At 65.2% G+C, this 15,598-nt stretch carries 9 protein-coding genes and 5 pseudogenes; 10 read left to right on the forward strand and 4 right to left on the reverse strand.

Annotated features, from left to right (window positions below; all coding sequences use genetic code 11):
- Positions 1-65: 65 nt before the first annotated feature.
- From CKW46_RS03440 to CKW46_RS03450, 3 genes and pseudogenes are all read left to right on the forward strand, one after another.
- Positions 66-1,268 (forward strand): annotated as a pseudogene (locus CKW46_RS03440) (ISAs1-like element IS2404/ISMul1 family transposase).
- A 21-nt stretch (positions 1,269-1,289) separates the two neighbouring features.
- Positions 1,290-2,983, forward strand: a pseudogene (locus CKW46_RS03445) (flavin-containing monooxygenase); the annotation flags it as partial.
- Complete coding sequence (locus tag CKW46_RS03450; RefSeq protein ID WP_482052818.1) at positions 2,980-4,656, forward strand: flavin-containing monooxygenase; 1,677 nt, start codon at positions 2,980-2,982, stop codon at positions 4,654-4,656. The pseudogene CKW46_RS03445 and the gene CKW46_RS03450, both read left to right, overlap by 4 nt.
- Here the strand turns inward: CKW46_RS03450 and CKW46_RS03455 are convergent.
- Positions 4,540-5,697, reverse strand: coding sequence for a Zn-dependent alcohol dehydrogenase (locus CKW46_RS03455; RefSeq protein WP_117428235.1), 1,158 nt, complete (start codon positions 5,695-5,697; stop codon positions 4,540-4,542). The two genes, CKW46_RS03450 and CKW46_RS03455, sit on opposite strands and share 117 nt — an antisense overlap.
- A 150-nt stretch (positions 5,698-5,847) precedes the next feature.
- Here CKW46_RS03455 and CKW46_RS03460 point away from each other — a divergent pair, with 150 nt between their 5' ends.
- On the forward strand, positions 5,848-7,554 hold the full coding sequence (locus tag CKW46_RS03460) for a PE family protein (protein WP_482052819.1): 1,707 nt from the start codon (positions 5,848-5,850) through the stop codon (positions 7,552-7,554).
- A 45-nt stretch (positions 7,555-7,599) separates the two neighbouring features.
- Here the strand turns inward: CKW46_RS03460 and CKW46_RS03465 are convergent, their stop codons facing one another.
- Positions 7,600-8,412 carry an SDR family oxidoreductase gene (locus CKW46_RS03465; protein WP_117437806.1) on the reverse strand — a complete coding sequence of 271 codons (813 nt, stop codon included), beginning with the start codon at positions 8,410-8,412 and terminating at the stop codon, positions 7,600-7,602.
- Between the two features lie 116 nt (positions 8,413-8,528).
- Between CKW46_RS03465 and CKW46_RS03470 the strand changes: the two genes are divergently transcribed.
- The gene (locus CKW46_RS03470) at positions 8,529-9,128 is read left to right on the forward strand and encodes a class I SAM-dependent methyltransferase (protein ID WP_482052820.1); all 600 of its coding nucleotides are present in this window, start codon (positions 8,529-8,531) and stop codon (positions 9,126-9,128) included.
- A gap of 57 nt (positions 9,129-9,185) precedes the next feature.
- Here CKW46_RS03470 and CKW46_RS03475 read toward each other — a convergent pair whose 3' ends face one another.
- The gene (locus tag CKW46_RS03475) at positions 9,186-9,986 is read right to left on the reverse strand and encodes an enoyl-CoA hydratase/isomerase family protein (protein ID WP_117437804.1); all 801 of its coding nucleotides are present in this window, start codon (positions 9,984-9,986) and stop codon (positions 9,186-9,188) included.
- Positions 9,987-10,532: 546 nt separating this feature from the next.
- On the opposite strand from CKW46_RS03475, the pseudogene CKW46_RS03480 reads away from it, so the two are divergent.
- Positions 10,533-11,735 (forward strand): annotated as a pseudogene (locus CKW46_RS03480) (ISAs1-like element IS2404/ISMul1 family transposase).
- 22 nt (positions 11,736-11,757) lie between these two features.
- Positions 11,758-12,438 (forward strand): annotated as a pseudogene (locus CKW46_RS03485) (DUF2127 domain-containing protein); the annotation flags it as partial.
- Positions 12,439-12,462: 24 nt separating this feature from the next.
- Here the strand turns inward: CKW46_RS03485 and CKW46_RS03490 are convergent.
- On the reverse strand, positions 12,463-13,077 hold the full coding sequence (locus tag CKW46_RS03490) for a PaaI family thioesterase (protein ID WP_482052821.1): 615 nt from the start codon (positions 13,075-13,077) through the stop codon (positions 12,463-12,465).
- Between the two features lie 69 nt (positions 13,078-13,146).
- On the opposite strand from CKW46_RS03490, the gene CKW46_RS03495 reads away from it, so the two are divergent.
- The 3 genes and pseudogenes from CKW46_RS03495 to CKW46_RS03505 all read left to right on the forward strand — a co-directional run bounded on the left by CKW46_RS03495 (position 13,147) and on the right by CKW46_RS03505 (position 15,489).
- On the forward strand, positions 13,147-14,007 hold the full coding sequence (locus tag CKW46_RS03495; RefSeq protein ID WP_261879979.1) for an SDR family oxidoreductase: 861 nt from the start codon (positions 13,147-13,149) through the stop codon (positions 14,005-14,007).
- 45 nt (positions 14,008-14,052) lie between these two features.
- A pseudogene (locus tag CKW46_RS03500) lies at positions 14,053-14,668 on the forward strand (TetR family transcriptional regulator).
- Positions 14,665-15,489: a hypothetical protein gene (locus tag CKW46_RS03505; protein ID WP_482052822.1), complete on the forward strand. Its 825-nt coding sequence runs from the start codon at positions 14,665-14,667 to the stop codon at positions 15,487-15,489. Before CKW46_RS03500 ends, CKW46_RS03505 begins: the two are co-directional and overlap by 4 nt.
- The last annotated feature ends 109 nt before the right edge of the window (positions 15,490-15,598 follow it).

Consider the following 15,598-nt stretch of genomic DNA (forward strand, 5'->3'; position numbering starts at 1 on the left):
GTAGGCACGGGCTATCTGGAGAACGATCGAGTTGGTTACTGTTCGTCGTTGGTCTGGAGTTGCCCGTGCCTACCGTTTCAGTATTGCCTGTGTCGTCGGTTCCAGAGGTGTTCGACCGCTGGAGTCCTGGTGGGCGCAGCGAGCTCATCGGATCGGAGTTTCTCGGTGTGTTGGCCTCGGTGCCAGACCCGAGGGACCCACGCGGTCGGAGGTATTCGCTGATGGCTTTGTTGGCGATCGCGGTTCTGGCCACTGCCGCGGGGATGCGCGGCTATGCTGGTTTTGCTACATGGGCGGCCACCGCTCCCGATGATGTGTTGGCCTAATTAGGGGTCCGGTTCCGGCGGCCCAGTGAGAAGACCTTCCGCGCTGTTTTGTCTCGGCTAGACCCCGCCGACCTCAACGCCAGGATGGGCAGTTACTTCACTGCACACGTGGCCAGCAGCGACCCCAGTGGATTGGTGCCGATCGCGTTGGACGGCAAGATGCTGCGTGGTGCTTTACGCGCCAAAGCGACAGCCACGCATCTCGTGTCGGTGTTCGCCCACCGTGCCCGATTGGTGCTCGGTCAACTCGCTGTCGCCGAGAAAAGCAATGAAATTCCCTGCGTACGTGCCCTGCTCACGCTGCTGCCGGGTAGCTTGCGGTGGCTGGTCACCGTGGATGCGATGCATACCCAGGTCGTCACCGCGAAGTTGATCTGCGCCACCTTGAAGTCGCACTACCTGATGATCGTCAAGTCCAACCAAGCCAAAATACTTGCGCGTATCACCGCGCTGCCCTGGGCCGAGGTGCCCGCAGCCGCTACCGACGACTCCCGCGGCCACGGCCGTGTCGAGACCCGCACCCTGCAAATCATCACCGCTGCACGAGGAATCGGCTTCCCCTACGCAAAACAAATCATCCGGATCACTCGTGAACGCTTGATCACCGCCACCGACCAGCGCAGCGTGGAGGTGGTCTATGCCATCTGCAGCCTGCCGTTCGAGCACGCCCACCCTACCGCGATCATGACCTGGATGCGTCAACACTGGGGAATCGAGAACAGCCTGCACTGGATACGCGACGTCACCTTCGACGAAGACCGTCAAAGGGCACATACCGGAAACGGCGCACAGGTCCTAGCAACGCTACGCAACACCGCGATCAATCTGCACCGCCTCAACGGCGCCGACAACATCACCGAAGCCTGCCGGATCACCCCTTTGACCGCCAACCGCCGCCTAGACCTCCTCAATCCACAATTCCCCAGCTCACAAGCCTGCTAATCAACAACGCCGGAGCCCTGGATCGCGGGTGAGTTCTCCCGATTTGGCGAGGATCCCTGGGCGGATGAAGAATTCGCGCGCGAACCCCTGACCGACGAGGTGGACGTGGCGATCATCGGGGCCGGCTTCGGCGGTCTGCTGACCGGTGCACGGCTGCGCCAACTCGGTGTGCAAAGTGTGCGGCTGATCGACCGCGCGGCCGACGTTGGGGGTACCTGGTACTGGAATCGGTATCCGGGGATCGCGTGCGATGTCGAGTCGTATGTGTACATGCCGCTGCTCGAGGAGCTTGGCTACATTCCGACCGAAAAGTACGCCAAGGGCGCCGAGATCTTTGCGCACTGTCAGCGCATCGCTGCGAAGTACGACCTGTACCGAGATGCCTGCCTACAGACCGACGTCCACGAAATCCGCTGGGATGCGGACATATCCCGCTGGATCATTCGGACCAATCACGGGGACCGGATCCGGGCCAGATTCGTATCGGTGGCCAACGGATATCAGGCCAAGCCCAAGCTGCCCGGGATCGCCGGGATCGCCAGCTTTGGCGGCAAGACGTTCCACACCAGCCGGTGGGACTACGGCTACACCGGCCAGGGCTTGCAGAATCTGGCCGACAAGCGGGTCGGCATCATCGGCACGGGCGCGACGGCAGTGCAGTGCGTGCCCCACGTGGCGGCGGCGGCCCAGCAGCTCTACGTGTTTCAGCGCACGCCTTCGTCGGTGGATGTGCGCGCCAATGAACCCACGGATACCGAGTGGGCTGCCACATTACAGCCGGGCTGGCAGCGCAGACGCATCACGAACTTTCAAGTTCTGACCGCCGGAGGGCAGGCATCCGAAGATCTGGTCGCTGATGCCTGGACGAGCATTACCCGCAAGCTTCCCGTGATGCGTCACGACAGCGCCGGCACGACGGACCCGGAGAAACGCTCGCGGGAAATCGAGTTCGCCGACTTCGCCAAGATGGAGGAGATCAGGGCGCGGGTCGATCAGCTGGTGACCGATCGTGCCACCGCGCAAGCACTCAAGCCGTGGTACGGATACTTCTGCAAACGGCCGTGCTTCCATGACGAATACCTGCAGACCTTCAACCGCGACAACGTCACGCTGGTCGATACCGAGGGGCGCGGCGTAGAGCGCATCATCGAGTCCGGCGTGGTGGTCGACTCGGTGGCCTACGAGCTGGATTGCCTGATCTTTGCGACGGGGTTCGAAGTTGGCACCGACTACTGCCGTCGCACCGGCTTCGAACTGATCGGCCGGGACGGCATCACCCTGACCGACCGGTGGCGCGACGGTGTGCGCACCTTTCAGGGACTGTGTGCCAACGGTTTCCCGAACTGCTTCATCGAAAGCATCGCCCAGGCCGGCCTCACGGTGAACTTTCCATATCTGCTCGATGTGCACAGGCCAGTCATGTCGCATGGATCATCGCCTGGGCGCTCGAGCACGGGGTGAGCGAGGTTGAGGCCTCGCCGGAGGCCGAGGCCGCTTGGGTCGAGGCGGTGGTGACCCGTTCGGCGGCGACCGCCGAGCGGGCCAAGACCTGCACCCCCGGCTATTACAACCGCGAGGGGAAGGCGGATGCCAAGACTCGCCAGGGCAGCTTCTTCTTCGGCGCTCCCACCGAATACGCCGACATCCTCGAGACATGGCGGGCCAAAGGGGACCTGGAAGGTCTGGCGATTCGTGGTGCGCAGGTGCCACGATGACCCGGCCGGCGGCCCGGCTACGGTACTTCGCGGGCCGGCTCCGGGCGGCGACCCGGCGTGGGCGCCCACCACGGGTCGTCATCATCGGGGCCGGTTTTGGCGGCATCGCCGCCGCCGTTGCGCTGCGCGGCGCGGGGATTGATGATTTGGTGATTATCGAGGGCGCCGACAGCGTTGGGGGGACCTGGCGTCGCAACACCTATCCGGGAGCCGCCTGCGATATTCAGAGTCATCTGTACTCATTTTCGTTTGCGCCCAACAAATTCTGGAGCCGCACCTATGCTCGGCAACCCGAGATCCTGGCTTACTTGGAATCGGTCGTAGACGATTTCGATCTACGCCGCCACCTGATGCTGAGCGCCATGGTCCGCTCGATCCGCTGGGACGAGGACACGTGGGGGTGGGTCTGCCAGGTGGACCGGGCCGGGGGGACCGCTATCTTGACCGCCGACGTGGTGGTGTGTGCGACCGGCTTGTTCGGGCCGCGCAAGCTGCCCGACATCGCCGGGCTGACCGATTTCGGTGGCACGTTGATGCACACCGCCGGCTGGGATCACCGTGTCGATTTGACGGGAAAACGGGTGGCGGTGATCGGCACCGGGGCCAGCGGGGTGCAGGTCGTCCCCGAACTGGCGAAGCTCGCTGGGCGCCTGACGGTATTTCAGCGCACCCCACCTTGGATGGTTCCCAAGGACGATCGCCGCTACACCGCAACCGAATTGAGGCAGTTTCGGCGCAACCCGCTGGCAATTCGGCGGACCCGCTGGCAGATCTGGAAGTTCCAGCATGACAACAACGCTACCTTCGCCGATGATCCGGTGGTGACATCGCGCACCCAGATCGCTACCTCCTTCCTGGAGCGCGTCGTCGCCGATGAGCGGCTGCGCCGTGCGCTGACGCCCGGCTATCCGTTCCGTTGTAAGCGAGTGCTGCTGGGTGATGACTTCTACCGGGCGCTACAGCACGACCACGTCGAACTCGTTACTGATCCCATCGAGCGAGTCACCGAGACCTCGGTCGTCACGACTGCCGGGCAAGTCGTAGACGTCGATGCGGTGTTGCTGGCCACGGGATTTGAGACGTCGCGCTACCTGTCGGGCATCGAGGTGATCGGCACCGGAGGGCAGTCCCTACACGAGCGGTGGGGTGATGACCCCGCCGCCTACCTGGGTGCGGCAGTCGGCGGCTTTCCGAACTTCTTCATGCTCTACGGTCCGAACACCAACCAGGGCGGAAACTCGATCGTCTACATACTTGAGGCCGGCGCACGCCTGGTGGCCAGCGCGGCCAGTCGGCTGGCGCGCCGCGGTGGATACCTCGATGTCCGTCCGGAGGCGGAAAGGCGCTACAACGACGAGATCTCCGCGGATTTGGAACGCACGATCTGGACTCAGTGCCAGAGCTACTTCCGCTCACCTTCGGGGCGCATCGTCACCCAGTGGCCGTACACCGAGCTGGAATACGCGCGCCGAACCTGGCGGATCAGGCCACGGGACTGGTTGCACCACAAGGGGGTGTCGCCGGCGGCGCTGCGGGGCGGGCCGGGGAGCGCGGCGTCAGCTCAGACTGAAATCGATGACCCCGCGGATCAACTCGCCGGCAACCAGATCGGCGTAGGCGTCGTTGATGCTGTCGAGCGAGTAGCGCTTGGTGATCATCTCGTCCAAGAGTAACTGCCCCGACTGGTACATCGTGGCCAGCAGCGGAATGTCACTCTTTGGGTTGCACGAGCCAAAGACCGTGCCACACAGCGTCTTATTCATCAGCACGAAGTCTTGAAGACCGACGGCGATGGAGTGCATCGCGGGGTCCGGCAGACCGGTGAGCACGCAGGTTCCGCCCTTGCGGGTCAGCGACAGTGCCGCCGCGACGTCGGCCGGGCCGATCGTGGCGGGGGATACCACGACCACATCCGCCATCACGCCGCGAGTTAGCTCGCGCACCGTCTCAACGGCCTCGTCCGTGGTCGCCGCGGTATGAGTGGCCCCAAAGGTCAGCGCGGATTTGCGCTTGAACTCAACGGGATCGACCGCGATGATGCGGGTCGCTCCCTGGATACGGGCGCCTTGGATGGCCGCTGTTCCGATGCCGCCCGCGCCGATCACCACGGCGATGTCGCCGCCGCGGACCTGAGCGCGTCGTGCCGCCGAGCCATATCCGGTCGGTATCGCACAGGCCAGCAGGGCTGCCGGCACCAGCGGGAACGTCTGATCAATCTTGACCAGCGAATCGGCCGAGACCACCGTATGTTCGGCGAACGCGCCGATCTTGGACACGTGGCCGAGGTCGCGTCCATCGAGGCTGTGATGACGGAACGTACCGTCGGTGGGCATTCCGGGTGCCAAGGTGCCGTATCCAGTATCGCATAGGTATTCCATTCCCGTTGCGCACCAGCGGCACTGGCCGCACACCGCGATGAAAGACGTCACCACATGGTCGCCGGGTGCGAACCGGGTCACCCCCTCGCCGACCTCGAGCACGACGCCGGATCCTTCATGGCCGCCGATGGTCGGGGACATGGTCGGCAGCCCCAAAGAGCGCAGTGTCTCCGGTGGTGGCGCGAGGTTGCCGCGTCGGATGTGTTCATCGGAGTGGCACAGTCCGGTCGCGCTCAGTTGCAGCAGCACCTCGCCGGCGCGCGGCGGGTCGAGCTCGAATTCTTCGACGGTCCAGGGGTGACCGTACCCATAAAGGATGGCCGCGCGGCTTCTCATTGAAGGTCGTCCTCCTCTGGCAGGTCGCCTCGACAACTCAGCACAACCTTGCCACCAAGTGGCTTCGCAATCTCGTCCTGAAAGCCAGGCCGTCTCTTACAATCAATCGATTGATTATATGACCGGTCGTCCCGTGGCGGAAGGACATCGATGTCGCATCTGGTCGCGATCCCCGACCTGCTCGCCAGTGCCGCGGCCGATCTGGCGGGCGTTGGCTCGTCGGTGTGTGCGGCCAACGTGGCGGCCGCCGGCTCCACCACCGCACTGCTGGCGGCCGCCGGTGATGAGGTCTCGGCGGCCATCGCAACGCTGCTTTCCGGCCAGGGGCGGCAGTACCAGGCGATCAGCGTTCAGGTGGCCGCCTTTCACGCTCGATTCGTGCAGGCGTTGGGTGGCGCCGGGGGTGCGTATGGTGCCGCCGAGCAGGCCGGCATTTCGCCGCTACAGCTCGTCGAGCGGGACCTGCTGGGCGTGATCAATGTGCCTAGCCAGGCGCTAACGGGCCGCCAACTCATTGGCGATGGTGCGCCGGGCACCGGCCGCGACGGCGGCCCCGGCGGATTGTTGTACGGCAATGGCGGCGACGGCGGGTCCGGCGCCGCCGGTCAGGTCGGCGGCAACGGCGGTAATGCGGGGTTGATCGGCACCGGTGGGGCGGGCGGGCAGGGCGGTTCGGGGGTGAGCACGACGTCGGCGCAGGCGGGCGGCCGCGGCGGATCTGGCGGACTGTTGTTCGGTAACGGCGGGTTGGGCGGGCAGGGCGGTTCCGGTGGAACCAGCGGAACCGGCGGCCCGGGCGGCCCGGGTGGCTCGGCCCAATGGATCGGTGACGGGGGAAACGGGGGCAGCGGCGGGTCGGGCGTCGACCCCGGGGCCGGCGGCGCCGCCGGCAACGGCGGCCGGCTCTACGGCCACGCCGGTTCCGATGGTGCCCAGGGCGCGCATGTCGGTGCGCCGGGTGACCCCGGGAATCCGCCGGACCCGGGCTCTGGGGCCGGCCAGAACGCGGTTGACGCGGCCGCCTGGAGAGACCTGGTGGCGTCCAACGCCGGACCCATTACGAATGCCTCACTCGACGAGATATCCGGCATCGAGTCCGGCGTCGCCAACCCGAACATCTATTGGGTGCACAACGATTCCGGGGATACGGCGCGGGTATTCGCCATCGATGCCAAGAGCGGGGCCACGCTGGGCACCTACACGCTCAGCGGTGCGAAGGCATCCGACTGGGAGGACATCGCGATCGGTCCCGGACCGGTGCCGGGCCAGTCCTACCTCTACCTGGGCGACATTGGCGATAATGGGCTCTCCCGCAGCGCAATAGCCGTCTATCGGGTACCGGAGCCGATAGTCACCGGCACCGCCGCCAACCCCGTCACCACCACGCTGACCGGTGTGGACACGCTCAATCTCAAATATCCCGACGGCCCACACAACGCGGAGGCGCTCATGGTGGACCCGCGCACGGGACGCATGCTCATCATTGACAAGACCTCGAGCGGCAATCCCGCGATCTATTCGGCGCCCACTGGACTGGCTAGCGGCAGCACCACCACCCTGCAGAACGTGGGCACGCTGGCATTGCCGAGCGGCTCTAGCTACTTGGTGACCGGGGCCGATGTATCGCCGGACGGAACGCAACTGGCCGTGCGCACCTATGGCCACGTCTACTTGTGGAATCGTGATCCTTCCCAAGACATTTGGATGGCGTTGGCGCAGCCGGCGGTTGCCGGCCCGACACCGGATGAGTCGCAGGGCGAAGCGATAGCCTTTCACCCGGACGGCAACGGCTACGTGACCGTGAGTGAGGGGACAAACCAGAACCTGCACAACTTCGATGCGCCATCCACGGTCTAGCATCCAGATGACGGTCTGACCGGTTGCCCGGTCTGGCTCGTGCGGCTAGCCGTTCGCCCTGATGGCGGCGACGACACCGCCGTCGACCAGGAGATCCGCCCCGGTGATGAATGTTGCCTCGGGGCCCAGCAGGAAGCCCGCCGCTGCGGCGATGTCGTCGGGGGTTCCGATTCGACCGGTCCCGGACATGGCGATCATCGCCCGCATCCCATCGCCGACCGGGGAGGCGAGTTCCTGCTGTCCCATGGGTGTCGAGATGATGCCGGGGCTGATCGAGTTGACTCGTGCCTCCCGCTGCCCCCATTGGCGGCTTGCCGCACGGACCCGAATGCTATTGGCCTGCTTAGCGAACGGATAGGCGAAGGCCGGCTTCACGATGCTGCCGACGAAGTCCAGTTCGAGCAACTGTCCGGGCGGGCGGTGGGCGAGCTCGTGTTCTTGTTCGGCGCTGGGCGGCGGCAACAGATGGCCCGCCATGCTGGCAATGATCACACCCGCGCCCCCTGGGGCGATCACCGCGCCGAACTCCTGCAGCACCAGCGCAACGCCGACTAGGTTGACGGCCAGGATTGCCTGCGCTGACGCTTGCGCCGGAGACAACCCCGCGGTGTGCGCCAATTGTGTGACGGCACCGAGGGTGGCGGCGTACTGGGCGAGATCGTGAACCGACTCCGCGGCGCAGACATCCACGCCGCGGCTCCTGACGTCATGTCCCTCCGCGGCAAGGGATTCGGCTACCGATGCCAACGTGTCGGCGTTATTGTCGGCCAACAGCACCGTCTTGCCCGAGCCGAGCCGCCGGGCGATCGCCTGCCCCATGCCGCCGACCCCGATCACGGTCAGAACGTTCCGGCTCACAGCTACCCCATCTTCTTCGGCCCCGCCGACCTACTCCCCGAACCCGCGCGAACTGGCAACGCGGCCCGGGCCGCCCCAATGGCCAACAATAGGGCGGCTGAGGCTACCTTCGACAGGTGCCGGCGGGACAACCGTGGAACATCAACATTCATTACGACGCGTTGTTGGCTGCCACCGTCGCGCCGGGTACCCAAACCGCTCTCGATGTCGGGTGCGGGGACGGCTTCCTGTCGGCCCGGCTGGTTGACCGGGTACCCGATGTCACCGCTTTGGACGTCGACGCGGACGTGCTGCGACGCGCAGAACACCGATTCGCCGACACCTCCATCCGGTGGGTGCACGGCGACGTCATGACCGGCGAGCTACCGCATCGCGGCTTCGACGCGGTGCTCGCCAACGCGTCGTTGCACCACATCGAGGACACCCGTGGGGCATTGATCCGGCTTGCGGAGCTGGTGTTGCCCGGCGGAACGCTGGCGGTGGTGACCTTTGTCAGACCGTCCCCGCGAAACGTCCTGTGGCACCTCACCGCGTGGCTGGCTACTGGCGTCGCCAATCGAGTCAGACGGAAATGGGACCACACCGCCGCCATCAAATGGCCACCGCCGGTGACGTTTTCACAGTTGCGCGAATTGGTTCGGGAACTGCTGCCCGGGGCCCGAGTGCGGCGCTTGCTCTATGGGCGGGTGCTGATCACCTGGCAGGCGCCCGGCTGACCGCCCGAGCTCACGGCGACGGTGCTGGCCCGCGTGAGCAGCGCAACGGCTTCGGACTCACCGAGGCCGTTTGGGTCGGTTGAACACCGGCGGGCGCTTCTCGAGAAAAGCCATCATCCCCTCGCGGGCATCATCGGAACTCAAGGTTGCGTGGATGGCCCGTCGCTCCGCGGCGAGTAGATCGTCCAAAGTCCGGTGCTCGCAGTCATGAAAGGTTCCCAGCATGGCCCGCACGGCAAGAGCGGGTTGCCCCGCTAACTCCAGGGCGAGCTGCGTTGCTCGGTCCTTCAGCTCGTCGAGTGGCCACACCTCATCGACGAGACCGATGGCATGTGCCTGCGGCCCGGTCACGGTCTTGGCCCGCAAGACCATGCCGAGGGCATGCTGGCGCCCCACGGTCTTGGCCAACCGAGCCGAGCCTCCCCAGGCAGGAGTCGAACCCAGGTGCAACTCCGGCAGCCCGATCGACGCCCCTTCCTCGGCGGCGAGGCGGAAGGTGCAGCCCAGTGGGAGTTCGAGGCCGGCTCCCAGGCAGTGGCCGAACAGCGTGGCGACGGAAGGCTCGCCCATGTTCTCGATGCGCTGGATGAGATCGAGGCGTCGATCGAAGAACGCGTCGACGCTGCCCGCCGCCTGGATGCCGGTTGGCAGTTCCTTGAGGTTCATCCCGACGGAGAAGTTCTCCAGACCGTCCGCGGTGATGACGAAGGCCCGGATCTCGTCGTCGGCGGCAATGTCGTCTACCACCTCGCTGAGCCGCTCAACGTAGGCCAGGCCCATCCGGTTCCGTGGCGCATCCGTGTTGGTGACGATAGCGACACCGCCGTCGAGCTTCTCGTACCGCAGGGGCTCATCCATAGTCGTCACGAGCCTACACCCGGTGGCCGGTGCGGCTGCCGATTTCGCCGCCCGCAGCTACCTCCGCGCGCGACCCACTTCCATATCGTGCGCTGTACCAACGGCATGGCAATGACGTTGCGGGCAAACGAGATCTGTGGAGACAAAGACGAGACGCGATGCCGAGCGGGTAGCGCAGGCCGTCTCGGAAATGTCTTGTCCATCTTTGCGTTCGGTCATGGCGTACTTCGAAGCTGGTCGGTGGCTAGGGAATGCCACTGCGCGCCCGCTTGCACGGTTCGCGCAACGCGTTGAATGATCGGCTCGTGACCAAGCGTGAAGATCATGGTGTGAATCGCTGGGAGCTGCTGGTCTGCTCGGTGACCGGTCATGCCACCTACTCACACGATGACCGGGCACTGGCCAGGGCTCCGGCGTTGTTGATTAGCAGGCTTGTGAGCTGGGTTGATGATCTTTGGTGCCGCGCTATTGGGGCCGGAGTGTAGGCACGGGCTATCTGGAGAACGATCGAGTTGGTTACTGTTCGTCGTTGGTCTGGAGTTGCCCGTGCCTACCGTTTCAGTATTGCCTGTGTCGTCGGTTCCAGAGGTGTTCGACCGCTGGAGTCCTGGTGAGCGCAGCGAGCTCATCGGATCGGAGTTTCTCGGTGTGTTGGCCTCGGTGCCAGACCCGAGGGACCCACGCGGTCGGAGGTATTCGCTGATGGCTTTGTTGGCGATCGCGGTTCTGGCCACTGCCGCGGGGATGCGCGGCTATGCTGGTTTTGCCACATGGGCGGCCACCGCTCCCGATGATGTGTTGGCCTAATTAGGGGTCCGGTTCCGGCGGCCCAGTGAGAAGACCTTCCGCGATGTTTTGTCTCGGCTAGACCCCGCCGACCTCAACGCCAGGATGGGCAGTTACTTCACTGCACACGTGGCCAGCAGCGACCCCAGTGGATTGGTGCCGATCGCGTTGGACGGCAAGATGCTGCGTGGTGCTTTACGCGCCAAAGCGACAGCCACGCATCTCGTGTCGGTGTTCGCCCACCGTGCCCGATTGGTGCTCGGTCAACTCGCTGTCGCCGAGAAAAGCAATGAAATTCCCTGCGTACGTGCCCTGCTCACGCTGCTGCCGGGTAGCTTGCGGTGGCTGGTCACCGTGGATGCGATGCATACCCAGGTCGTCACCGCGAAGTTGATCTGCGCCACCTTGAAGTCGCACTACCTGATGATCGTCAAGTCCAACCAAGCCAAAATACTTGCGCGTATCACCGCGCTGCCCTGGGCCGAGGTGCCCACAGCCGCTACCGACGACTCCCGCGGCCACGGCCGTGTCGAGACCCGCACCCTGCAAATCATCACCGCTGCACGAGGAATCGGCTTCCCCTACGCAAAACAAATCATCCGGATCACTCGTGAACGCTTGATCACCGCCACCGACCAGCGCAGCGTGGAGGTGGTCTATGCCATCTGCAGCCTGCCGTTCGAGCACGCCCGCCCTACCGCGATCATGACCTGGATGCGTCAACACTGGGGAATCGAGAACAGCCTGCACTGGATACGCGACGTCACCTTCGACGAAGACCATCAAAGGGCACATACCGGAAACGGCGCACAGGTCCTAGCAACGCTACGCAACACCGCGATCAATCTGCACCGCCTCAACGGCGCCGACAACATCGCCGAAGCCTGCCGGATCACCGCTTTGACCGCCAACCGCCGCCTAGACCTCCTCAATCCACAATTCCCCAGCTCACAAGCCTGCTAATCAACAACGCCGGAGCCCTGGGGCACTGGCGGACCGGCTCAGCGCCGACACCGAGTTGGGTGAAGTGTGGCGCTGTCTGCGCTGTGGTGACTTCACGCTCGGTGCGCCGCGTGGCCGCGGGCATCCGGAAGACGCGCCGTTGATCATGCGTGGCAAGGCGCTGCGTCAGGCCATCATCATTCGCACGTTGGCGGTCGAACGCCTGTTTCGGGCGATGGTGCTCGGGCTTGCGGCGTGGGCGGTATGGGAGTTTCGCGGCGCGCGGGGAGCCATTCAGACAACCCTTGATCGGGATTTGCCGATCTTTCGCGCCGCCGGGTTCAAGGTCGATCAGATGTTCGTCGTTCAGGAACTGGAAAAGGCGCTGGCCGCAAAGCCATCGACGCTCGCGTTGATCACCTTCATGCTCGCCGCCTACGCCGTCCTGCAGGTGGTCGAGGGGGTGCGCCTGTGGCTGCTCAAACGCTGGGGCGAGTACTTCGCGGTGGTGGCAACCTCGGTCTTCCTGCCGCTGGAGATCCACGACCTGGCCAGGGGGATCACCATGACCCGGGTGGTCACCTTCAGCATCAATGTGGCCGCCGTGCTCTACCTGCTGATCTCCAAGCGGCTGTTCGGTCTGCGCGGTGGGCGCAAGGCCTATGACGAGGAACTGCATGGTGAGCAGCTGCTGGACCTGGAGCGCGCCGCCATGGTGACATGACGGACCGGCTCGGCGCGGCGACGCTCAGGCCCGGATCTGCTTGGACTGGATGAATATCCCCTCGGCTTCCACCGTTATGCCGCTTTCGTCGGCGATGTGGCCGACCGAGAACGTCTTGACCCCTTCGATACGTTCAACGCGGCCCTCGGCGCGTAGCGGCCGTCCGAGCACGGTGCCGCGCCGGTAGCGCAAGGTCAGCGTCCCGGTATAGGCGGGGCGGCGCGGCAGATGGGCCGTCGCGCCCAGCACATGATCGAGGATCATCGAGCACACGCCGCCGTGCACATGGCCTGGCGGCCCCTCGTAAGCCGCGCCCAAGGTGAACTCCGACCACACCAGTCCGTCGGGTTCGTGATGGATCGACAACGGTGGTGCGACCGGGTTGCGCACACCCACCACAACATTGCCCCATGCGACGGTCTCACCCTCCGGAGTCAGCTGGACGCCGAACCCTCCCGGGTGCAGCGCGTCACTCAATTCCTCGGCAGCACTGTCGATTTTGGCCATGGAAGCGGTGACCGTCGCCGGATCCGCCTGGGTGCGGATGCTGACCTCGATGAGGCGACGGATCGATGCGGTCAGCGGCCCGTAGACCGACTCGAGCCGGTCGAAATCGGTGCCAGGCCATTCGTCGGACATCCTCGCAACCTAACAGCGCTGCGGGCCGGCGAGCAGGCATACTGCGCTCAGCAACGAACGGAGGTCGGTATGGGGACCTATGCGATCACGGGATCGGCGTCTGGGATGGGAAATGCGACCGCGAGTCGGCTTCGGGAAGCGGGCCATCGGGTGATCGGCGTCGACCTCGATGGCGCCGACGTCGTCGCCGATCTGTCGACACAGCAGGGCCGGTTACGGGCCGCAAGCGACGTCATTGCGGCCTGTGACGGCAGGCTCGATGGCGCGGTACTGGCCGCGGGATTGGGGCCGAGTCCGGGCCCGGGCCGGCTGCATCGCATCGCCCAGGTCAATTACCTGGGTGTGGTGGAGCTATTGCAGGCGTGGCGGCCCGCTCTAGCTGCCGCCGAACGGGCCAAAGCAGTTGTGATCGCAAGTAATTCGACGACGACTGTTCCGATGGTGCCGCGGCGCAGCGTGCGGGCGCTGCTCGACCATGATGCCGACAAGGCGGTGCGCGCGGTGCGGTTGTTCGGTAGAGCCGCGCCTTCGCTGATGTATGCGGCGTCGAAAATCGCGGTGAGCCATTGGGTTCGGCGCCAGGCGGTGCTGCCGGAGTGGGCCGGATCGGGGGTGCGGCTCAACGCTCTGGCGCCCGGCGCGATCATGACGCCGCTGCTGGCCGAACAGCTGTCGGACCCGACTCAGGCCAAGGCCGTCCGGTCGTTCCCGATCCCGGTCGGTGGATTCGGCGAGGTCACCCACATGGCCGACTGGATATGTTTCATGCTCAGCGACTCTGCGGATTTCCTCTGCGGCAGTGTGGTGTTCGTGGATGGCGGTTCCGACGCGTACTTTCGCGCCGACGACTGGCCGAGGCCGGTCCCGGCCCGCCGGCTGCCCGGCTACCTGCTGAAGTTCCGGCGAGGCTCCCGCACCACAGTTCGCTGACATCCGTCATTGACAGGTGTCAGTTAATGCTCGTACGGTATCGGTGTGGGCTCGACCGCGTCGACTACCGCGCCGCACTCGCCGCAGCAAAAGGTGCGCGAGGCTCAGCGGCTGCGCAGCCGGGCGCGGGTATTCGATGCCGCGGTCGCCGAGATAAGTCGGCGCGGATGTGGCGGCGATCGCCGCGGCGGCCGGGGTGGCACGGGGGACGTTCTACTTCCACTTCCCCACCAAGGAGCACGTCTTGGTGGAGTTGGAGCGCGCTGAGGAACTCGCCATTGTGGCAAAGCTGCGCGATCCAACCGCCGATTCCACCGACCTGGTATCGGTATTGAGTTCGCTGGCGCACCAGGTGGTTGCCGTCGAGCGACGGCTGGGCCCGCTTGTGTTCCGGGACATGCTCGGATTGCATTTTGCCCCAACCCGGCCGGTCGAGGACCAGCTGGGCGAACACCCGTTGGCCGAATTCGTCATTGAGACGATCGCGCAGGCGCAGCGGGCGGATCGGGTCCCACCGGATGCCGACGCGGGTGAGCTGGGGGTGATCTTCCTGACCGGTTTGTTCGCGTTGCTGGCCACCGGCGCGACGACGCCGGACGCGCGGACCGCGTTACTGAACCGCTTCGTAACGACCGTTGTTCACGGAATGGAGGCACGATGAGCAGTTCAGGTATCGAGGGCTACCGCGAATATCTGGCCCGACGCGACGGCGAGGCGGACCTGTTGCATCGCCGGCTTGCCACCCGGGAAGAGTTCTTTGCAGCGCTAGTAGCCGAGCCCATTCGCTCGGCGCGCCGCGTCGATCGGCAGGTGTTCCTGCGCAACCTGCGGCGGCGTCGACCCGAGCCGGGACTCGACCGGGCGATGTTGTTCTTGCTGGCCACCGCCAAGCTGAACCAGGCTGAGCGGTTTGGGGTGAACCTGGGCGAAACCTACGGAGTCAACAGCGGTGCCGACCTGCCGCCGGAGCGGGTCTACGTCGAACTCGAGGAGCACTATCACACTCGGCTGCTGGCGTACGTGCTGGACATGTTTGGTCTGCCGTTCCAGGTGATTGCGCCACCGTTGCTGGTGCGCCAGTTCGTCAAGATGAGCGTGTTCCTGCCGGATCGACTCGCATTCCCAATCGTGGGCGCGGGCGAGATGGCGGGTTGCATCATGTTCGACGAGCTGCGACGCGCCGGAGTCGAACTGTTCGCCGACGAACCGGCGGTGGCGGCCCGGATCGAGCGCCTCTACAGCGAGATACTCACCGACGAATTGGGCCACATCGGCTACTGCGCGGCAAGCTGCAACGCCGCGGGCCGGGCCACGATGCGCCGGCTGTACCCCGTTGTCGGACGGTTCTTCGCTCGCCAGACCTACGAGATAAGTCTGCTCGTCGATGTGGCGAAGTTTCGGGCCCGCCTGGACCGGCCGTTCGACGTCGACGAGCTCGCCGCCGGCCTGACAAACGAAACCTTTGTAGCCGCGCTGCCCTGATAGACCGGCCGAGCCCGCTTTGGCCTGTCGCTACAATCGCGGTCAGGTTTTTGGGCCACCGGTGGAGTTGGCCGGCGATGGGAGATTGACTTGCAGGGCAACGGTTCAC

The sequence above is a fragment of the Mycobacterium liflandii genome, from assembly GCF_022354805.1.
GTDB lineage: Bacteria > Actinomycetota > Actinomycetes > Mycobacteriales > Mycobacteriaceae > Mycobacterium > Mycobacterium marinum.